Source organism: Streptomyces sp. NPDC055189 (genome assembly GCF_053606765.1).
Genome location: NZ_JBSGSG010000076.1, coordinates 39,608 through 47,641, shown reverse-complemented (window position 1 = coordinate 47,641; position 8,034 = coordinate 39,608). Strand labels below are relative to the sequence as shown.

Sequence of the window (8,034 nt, the reverse complement as noted above, 5' to 3'; positions counted from 1 at the left end):
TCCGTGAATGTTTACCCGTAATCGGGTGCGCATCCGCGTTGAGCGGAACCAGGAAGAGGAATAATCTTCCGGTTCACAGCGTCCTCGCTGATGTTGCCACCCCGAGGGGTGGACTTTTCAAAGGAACCGCGTCCGGCCGTGATGGCCGAGACGGGGTTGTCAATCTGGCGTTGACTTTTGGCACGCTGTTGAGTTCTCAAGGAACGGACGCTTCCTTTGTACTCACCCTCTCGGGCTTTCCTCCGGGCGCTTCCCTTCGGTGTTTCTTTTGTCTTGCTGTTCTCGCTGTCTTGCGTTTCCGACTCTATCAGACTCTTTCGTGTCCGATTTTCCTCGGTGCCTTTCCGGTTCCCGCTCCGACCTTTCGGCTTTCGCGTTTCCCTTTCCGGCGGTTCCGACTTTATCAGAAGTTTTCGGCCGGTCTTACCGGCCTGGTGTTTCTGATTTATCGGGAGTGGCTTCTTGGCTTATGAGAATCAAGAAGCAGGCAGATATTAACTGCCGCCACTGGACTTGTCCAGTTCTAGGCAACTGTTCGAATCTACCTCCCCAGTCCTTCCGTGTCAACGGTTTTTCTGGGGCGTCGAGGAGACTAGCAGGTCAGCAGGGGCCGACGCACATCACGCCGCAGTGGGGACCGTGGCGCTGCGCTCCGCGGGGTCCAGGTCGCCTGTGGCGCCGGCTCGGGCAGCCCTGCCGCCCAGGACGTAGACGTAGGCGAGGAAGGCCAGTTCAGCGGCGATTCCGATGCTGATGCGGGCCCAGGTCGGCAGGCCGGAGGGGGTGACGAAGCCTTCGATGGCCCCGGAGATGAACAGGATCAGGGCCAGGCCCACCGCCATGCCGAGAGCCGCTCGGCCCTCTTCTGCGAGGGCTGTCCGGCGTGAGCGCGGGCCCGGATCGATGAGCGTCCAGCCGAGGCGCAGGCCTGTGCCCGCGGCCACGAAGACCGCCGTCAGTTCGAGGAGGCCGTGCGGGAGGATCAGGCCCAGGAACGTGTCGAGGCGGTCGGCGGAGGACATCAGGCCGATGCCTACGCCCACGTTCAGCATGTTCTGGAAGAGGATCCAGATGACGGGGAAGCAGAGGAAGGCGCCCAGGACCAGGCACATCGCCGCTGCCTGGGCGTTGTTCGTCCACACCTGGGCGGCGAACGACGCCGCTGGGTGGCTCGAGTAGTACGTCTCGTACTCACCACCGGGGCGGGTGAGCTCGCGCAGTTCGCCGGGGGCCGCGATGGAGGACTGGACCTCCGGGTGGGTGGCGATCCACCAGCCGATGATGACCGCGAGGGCCGTCGAGAGCAGGGCCGTCGGGACCCACCAGTGGCGGGAGCGGTAGACCGCTGCCGGGAAACCGTGGGTCAGGAAGTGTGTGGCGTCGCGCCAGGAAGCGCGGCGGGTGCCTGTCACGGCACTACGCGCGCGTGCCACTAGGCGAGTGAGGCGGCCGGTGAGCTGCGGATCAGGGGCGCTGGACTGGATCAGCGAGAGGTGCGTGGCCGTGCGTTGGTAGAGGGCGACGAGTTCGTCGGTCTCGGCTCCGTTGAGGCGGCGCTGACGGCGCAGCAGGGCGTCGAGTCGGTCCCACTCTGCTCGGTGGGCGGAGACGAAGACGTCGAGGTCCATCAGGTGGCTGCTCCTCGTACTACGGCGCGATGCTGCCTCAGCTTGGCAGACTGGCGGTTCCGAGGGCAGGGCAGGGAAGGGCGGCTGGCGTGAGTGAGCTTGTGACGGGCGAGGCGGTGGCGCTTGAGCTGCGCCCGGCGAAGCTGCCGAGCCGGGGGCTCGCCGTACTGATCGACTTGGCGGTGGTCTGGGCGGTCTACCTGGGGGTGACCATTGGGATCGTGGCTTCCACGTCCTCCTTGGACGACGCCGCGGCCGCGGCGGTCGCCGTCGCCAGCTTCGTACTGATCCTGGTCGGTGGGCCGATCGCGGTGGAGACGCTCAGCCATGGGAGGTCGCTGGGCAAGATGGCGTGCGGGCTGCGGGTGGTGCGGGACGACGGGGGGCCGATTCGTTTCCGGCACGCCTTGGTGCGGGGTGCGGTGGGGGTCGTCGAGATTCTGCTGACGTTCGGGGTCGTCGCGTGCATCGCCTCGCTGGTGTCGGCGCGGGGGCGGCGGCTCGGGGATGTGTTCGCGGGGACGCTTGTCGTACGGGAGCGGGTGCCTGTCGGGCAGACGGCTTTCATTCCTCCGCCGCCGCCCTGGCTCGCGGGGCGGTTCTCCGGGCTCGATCTGTCCGGGGTGCCGGAGGCGCTGTGGCTGGCGATCCGGCAGTACCTGACGCGGATGGGGCAGTTGGATCCGCAGGTCGGCTGGGCGATGGCGGAGCGGCTTGCCGGGGATCTCGCGGAGCGTACGGGGGCGCCGGCTCCGCAAGGTGTGCCGCCGGCCGCGTATCTGGCGGCGGTCGTGCGGGAGCGGCAGGCGCGGGACGCTCGGCGGGCGTTCGGGGGTGGGCACGCGGCGGCGCCCGTGGGGTATCCGGGCGGGGGTGTGCCGGCGGGGCCTGTCTCTCACCCGGCTTACCCGGCGGGGCCGGTTGCGCCGGTTGCGCCGGTTGCGCCGGTTGCGCCGGTTGCGCCGGTTGCGCCGGTTGCGCCGGTTGCGCCGGTTGCGCCGACGGTCGGACAGGAGCCGCGTGATGTGGCGCCGCCGCCGGCCGCTGAGCGGGGCGGTGCGGATGCCGCGTCGCCCGGCACTGGGTTCGTGCCGCCCGCGTAGGTCTGCGGGGCCGGCGTCAGGCGAACGTCGAGGGCGGGGATTCTAGGTTCTCGAGCTCGATGCCGGGGGCCGAGAGTACGACGTCGCCCGTGATGTGGATGGCGTGCTGCTCGCCGGTGTCCAGGGCTGTGACCTGGTATTCGTCCACGATCAGCGGGCCGTTGTCAGTGGCGTGTGCTTCGCTTTTGAGCAAGGCCCAGGACTGGTCGAGGGTGCGGGGGGCCAGGACCGGGTCGGTGAAGGCGACGAGGCGGACGCGGGTCGCGGGGGAACCGGGGGTGAGGCGCAGCAGGCGTGTGGTCGCGATGAGGAATGCGGGGGATGTGCCGGTGAAGGCGTGGGCGGGGGCGTTGTCTTCCGTGGCGTGGGTTCCGGTGGGGTCGGTGCGGACCCAGGTGACGCCGTCGATGGCAGCGGCGCGGATCTGCCAGTCCCCCGCGTGGAGTTCGAGGCGGATGGGGCGGCCGAGTTCGTCGAGGGCGAGGTCGACGGAGCCGGTGGGGTCGCCTGAGGGTGCGTTCCGCTGGGCGACGTAGCGCCAGCCGGAGGGGCCGGGGGCGCAGTGGAAGTGTTCTTCACCGAGGGGGGTGTGGTCGTGCGGGTCGTGAAGCGAATAGTGGCCGCGGGGCATGGGGGCTCGGTCCTTGTCGGGGGTTGGTTGTAGGCCGGGGGTGGTTCTAGGCCGGGGGTGATTCTTGTCCGCGGGCCTGCTGGGGCGGGGGACGTGCACGGGGACGGGGACGCGCCAAATTCGGCCTCGGGCGGTCGGCTGTCGGCTGCTGTCGGGAGGTCGGGGTCGAAGCCAAGGTAGGCCAGCCGTGAGTCTGCGTCGCTCGGGCCCGGGTGTGCTGGGGGCCTGGGTCGGCTGGGGGTCAGGCTCGGCTGCGCGGCTTCGGGCTGATGGGCACCGGGTTGCGAGGGGGCCTGGGCGGGCGCGGACAGGTTCCGTCGGCTGCGGCCTGAGGGCTGGGGGCTGACTGCCCGGTTCGCGGTGGCGCGGACCCGGTGCGGGCTCAGGCACAAGGGCCGGCGGCTGACCACCCGGCTCGCGGTGGCGCAGATCCGGGGCGGGAACAGGTGCAGCGGGCGTGGGGATCGTCCCGCCGGCGGGACGGAGGGGCGCTGGGGAGATTGTGTCTGTGGGGGTAGTCAGTCGTGCCGTGGGCGTCGGGCTGTGGGTGGGGCGCCCTCCACGGGCGCAGGCCCCCGCCCTGGTGGGCGGAGGCCTGCGGATGAACCAAGGGCCGGGGCGGTGCGTCCCGGCGGCAGGGTTGATCAGTAGCGGTAGTGGTCCGGCTTGTACGGGCCCTCTACCTCTACGCCGATGTACGAGGCCTGCTCGGGGCGCAGCGTCGTGAGCTTCACGCCGAGCGAGTCCAGGTGGAGGCGGGCGACCTTCTCGTCGAGGTGCTTGGGGAGGACGTAGACGTCGGTCGGGTACTCCTCCTGCTTGGTGAACAGCTCGATCTGGGCCAGGGTCTGGTCCGCGAAGGAGTTGGACATCACGAAGGACGGGTGGCCCGTCGCGTTGCCCAGGTTCAGCAGGCGGCCCTCGGACAGGACGATGAGGACCTTGCCGTCGGGGAACGTCCACGTGTGGACCTGCGGCTTGACCTCGTCCTTGACGATGCCGGGGATCTTCGCGAGGCCGGCCATGTCGATCTCGTTGTCGAAGTGGCCGATGTTCCCGACGATCGCCTGGTGCTTCATCTTGGCCATGTCCGAGGCCATGATGATGTCCTTGTTGCCCGTCGTGGTGACGAAGATGTCGACCTTGTCGACGACCTCGTCGAGCGTCGTGACCTGGAAGCCGTCCATCGCCGCCTGCAGGGCGCAGATCGGGTCGACCTCGGTGATGATCACGCGCGCGCCCTGGCCGCGGAGCGACTCGGCACAGCCCTTGCCGACATCGCCGTAGCCGCAGATGAGGGCGGTCTTGCCGCCGATCAGGACGTCCGTGGCGCGGTTGATGCCGTCGACGAGGGAGTGGCGGCAGCCGTACTTGTTGTCGAACTTCGACTTCGTGACGGCGTCGTTCACGTTGATCGCCGGGAAGAGAAGGGTGCCGTCGCGGTGCATCTCGTACAGACGGTGGACACCGGTCGTGGTCTCCTCCGTCACGCCGCGGATCTCAGAGGCGAGCTGGGTCCACTTCTGCGAGCCTTCGGTGATGGTGCGGTTGAGGAGCTGAAGGATGACGCGGTGCTCGTCCGACTCGGCGGTGTCCTCGGAGGGGACCTTGCCGTCCTTCTCGTACTCGACGCCCTTGTGGACGAGGAGGGTGGCGTCGCCACCGTCGTCCAGGATCATGTTCGGGCCGCCGGTGGGGGTGTTCGGCCAGGTCAGCGCCTGCTCCGTGCACCACCAGTACTCCTCAAGGGTCTCGCCCTTCCAGGCGAAGACCGGGATGCCCTGCGGGTCGTCCGGGGTGCCGTTCGGGCCGACGGCGATGGCCGCGGCGGCGTGGTCCTGGGTGGAGAAGATGTTGCAGGAGACCCAGCGGACCTCGGCGCCCAGGGCGACCAGGGTCTCGATGAGGACGGCGGTCTGCACGGTCATGTGCAGCGAGCCCATGATGCGGGCGCCGGCCAGCGGCTGGGTGGCCGCGAACTCCTTGCGGATCGACATCAGGCCGGGCATCTCGTGCTCGGCGAGGGTGATCTCCTTGCGGCCGAAGTCGGCGAGGGAGAGATCGGCGACCTTGAAGTCCTGGCCGTTGATGAGAGTCGACATTGGTGAGCTGCTCCTCGTGGGATTGATCGAGGGTGGGTGGACATGGCTGACCTGCGACGACGGCACGGAGAAGCACCGGCGCGCAGCAGCGCAGTCCGTCGGAGGCCCTCTCTCCCTCGGCCGGTGCCCGTAAAGGCACCGCCCGACCGCCATCAGCAGCGACGTCTGGCTCGGTCACAAAGCTACACCGATTGGCCCAGCGAGCCCCAGCCCGCCTCCCGGGTGTCACCACGGGTGCGCTCCCCGCGGGCGGGGACACGGACAGGGACACGTACAGGGCCACGTACCCGCACATTCGGGACCTTTGCGCTTTTGAACCTGCGCGTGCGTGTTGCAGGATGCCTTGAGATCGGGAACATTTGCGCGATCTTGTTTGACGAAGGCGTTAAAGGCGTTAGGAGATCCACGTGACCCGTCCGGCCGATCCCCCCATAGGCGGGAGCAGCGGCGAGCAGAAGAAGCTCAAGCTGCTCGCAGTGACCGCCTGTCCGACCGGTATCGCTCACACGTACATGGCGGCGGAGAAGCTCTCGCAGGCGGCGGAGAGCCTCGGCATCGACATGAAGGTGGAGACGCAGGGCTCCATCGGTGCCGAGAATGTTCTGACTGACAACGATGTCAGGGAGGCTGACGGCATCATCATCGCGGCCGACAAGGATGTCGACCGCGACCGTTTCGCGGGCAAGCGCATCCTGTCCGTCGGGGTGTCCGAGGGCATCAGCCACCCGGAGCGACTGATCGAGCAGGTGCAGAGCGCGCCCGTGCACGGCGGCGGCAGCGGTGACGGCGGTTCCGCCGCGGCGTCCTCCGGTGGCGGTGGTGGCGGTGGCGGCAAGGAGCGCAGCCTCGCGTACAAGGCGCTGATGAACGGCGTCTCGTACATGATTCCGTTCGTCGTGGTCGGCGGGCTGCTGATCGCGATCTCGCTCTCGCTCGGCGGCCACACCGACCCTCAGGGCGGGCTCGTCATCCCCGACGGCTCGTTCTGGAAGCACGTCAACGACATCGGTGTCATCGGGTTCACGCTGATGGTGCCGATCCTCTCCGGCTATATCGCGTACGCGATCGGCGACCGGCCCGCGCTGGTGCCGGGCATGATCGGCGGCTTCATCGCCAACACCGGTGAGCTGTACGACTCCAAGGCCGGTGCGGGCTTCATCGGGGCCATCGTGACCGGCTTCCTCGCCGGTTATCTGGTGCTGTGGATCAAGAAGGTCAAGGTCCCGAAGTTCGCCCAGCCGATCATGCCGATCATCGTGATCCCCATCGTCGCGACGACGGCACTCGGTCTCTTCTTCATCTACGTCATCGGGAAGCCGATCTCGTGGATCTTCGAGCATCTGACCAGCTGGCTCAGCGGTATGACCGGCACCAGCGCGATCCTGCTCGGCGCGATTCTCGGGCTCATGATCGCTTTCGACATGGGCGGGCCGGTCAACAAGACGGCGTTCCTGTTCGGCACGGGGCTCATCGCGACCGGCAACCAGACCGTCATGGGCATGTGCGCCGCCGCGATCCCGGTCATGCCGCTCGGGCAGGGGCTCGCGACGCTGATCCGCAAGCGGCTCTACAGCGAGCAGGAACGGGAGACCGGTCTTGCCGCCCTGTTCATGGGCTTCTTCGGGATCTCGGAGGGTGCGATTCCGTTCGCCGCGGCCAGGCCCGCGCAGGTCATTCCCGCGAACATGCTCGGTGGCGCGGTCGCCGGTGCGATCGCAGGACAGGCGGGCGTCGAGGACGCGGTGCCGCACGGTGGGCCGATCGTGGCGGTCCTGGGTGCCGTCGGTGGCGTACCGATGTTCTTCATCGCGATCGTCATCGGCGCCGTCGTCACCGCCCTCACCACAGTCACCCTGGTCGACCTCAGCGAGCGCAAGCGGCGCGGGGCGCCGGTCGTCGACGTACCGGGCGGTCCCGAGCCGGTGCTCGCGGGCGTGGGTACGGGCGCGGGCTCCGGGACCGTAGCCTCCAGGGCGTCGGCGACCCCGGCCCCTCAGAAGGCGCCCGCGGCAGCCGCTCCGGCCGCAGCCGCGGCCTCCTCTCCCGAGGCCGACGACGAAGTCCTCTCCGGCTATCTCACCGAGCAGACCGTCAAGGTCCAGCTGGACTCCGCCGACAAGGACTCCGCGATCCGCGAGATGGCGAACCTCCTTGCCGCCACCGGCAAGGTCACGGACGTCGAGGAGCTCGTGCGGACCGCTCTGCGCCGCGAGGCCCAGGGCACCACGGGGCTCGGCGAGGAGATCGCCATCCCGCACGCCAAGACCGATGCGGTGACCTCGCCGGTCGTCGGGTTCGCGCGGTCGGCGGAAGGCATTGAGTGGGGTGCCATCGACGGTACGAAGGCCAAGCTGATCTTCATGATCTCCGTGCCGGAGGCCGCCGCGGGCGACGAGCACCTGCGGATTCTCGCGCTGCTCTCGCGCAAGCTGATGGACACCGGCTTCCGTGAGCGCCTGGAGGCCGCGCCCGACGAAGCGGCGATCCTCGGGGTGCTGCGCGAGGTTCAGTAGCTCCGGCAGTTCCCGTACGAAGATGGGGCCCCGCACCTGCACGGTGCGGGGCCCCAT

Annotated in this window: 5 protein-coding genes; 2 read left to right on the top strand and 3 right to left on the bottom strand. The window is 68.7% G+C overall.

Going from position 1 to position 8,034, the window contains the following annotated elements; all coding sequences use genetic code 11:
* Positions 1-620 precede the first annotated feature (620 nt).
* A complete protein-coding gene (locus tag ACWFR3_RS36235; RefSeq protein ID WP_453738947.1) occupies positions 621-1,628 on the bottom strand; it encodes a stage II sporulation protein M in 1,008 nt (335 codons plus the stop codon).
* 89 nt (positions 1,629-1,717) lie between these two features.
* Between ACWFR3_RS36235 and ACWFR3_RS36230 the strand changes: the two genes are divergently transcribed.
* The gene (locus ACWFR3_RS36230; protein WP_453738946.1) at positions 1,718-2,731 is read left to right on the top strand and encodes an RDD family protein; all 1,014 of its coding nucleotides are present in this window, start codon (positions 1,718-1,720) and stop codon (positions 2,729-2,731) included.
* Between the two features lie 16 nt (positions 2,732-2,747).
* On the opposite strand, the gene ACWFR3_RS36225 is transcribed toward ACWFR3_RS36230, so the two are convergent.
* A complete protein-coding gene (locus ACWFR3_RS36225) occupies positions 2,748-3,362 on the bottom strand; it encodes a hypothetical protein (RefSeq protein ID WP_453738945.1) in 615 nt (204 codons plus the stop codon).
* Between the two features lie 644 nt (positions 3,363-4,006).
* The gene (ahcY, locus tag ACWFR3_RS36220) at positions 4,007-5,464 is read right to left on the bottom strand and encodes an adenosylhomocysteinase (RefSeq protein WP_453738944.1); all 1,458 of its coding nucleotides are present in this window, start codon (positions 5,462-5,464) and stop codon (positions 4,007-4,009) included.
* A gap of 407 nt (positions 5,465-5,871) precedes the next feature.
* Here ahcY and ACWFR3_RS36215 point away from each other — a divergent pair, with 407 nt between their 5' ends.
* On the top strand, positions 5,872-7,977 hold the full coding sequence (locus ACWFR3_RS36215) for a fructose-specific PTS transporter subunit EIIC (protein WP_453738943.1): 2,106 nt from the start codon (positions 5,872-5,874) through the stop codon (positions 7,975-7,977).
* Positions 7,978-8,034 lie beyond the last annotated feature (57 nt).

What these genes read in the sequence shown, in the direction of transcription:
- ACWFR3_RS36235 (WP_453738947.1), bottom strand. Translation starts at nt 1,628, where the DNA reads ATGGACCTCGACGTCTTCGTCTCCGCCCACCGAGCAGAGTGGGACCGA.
- ACWFR3_RS36225 (WP_453738945.1), bottom strand. Translation starts at nt 3,362, where the DNA reads ATGCCCCGCGGCCACTATTCGCTTCACGACCCGCACGACCACACCCCC.
- ahcY (WP_453738944.1), bottom strand. Translation starts at nt 5,464, where the DNA reads ATGTCGACTCTCATCAACGGCCAGGACTTCAAGGTCGCCGATCTCTCC.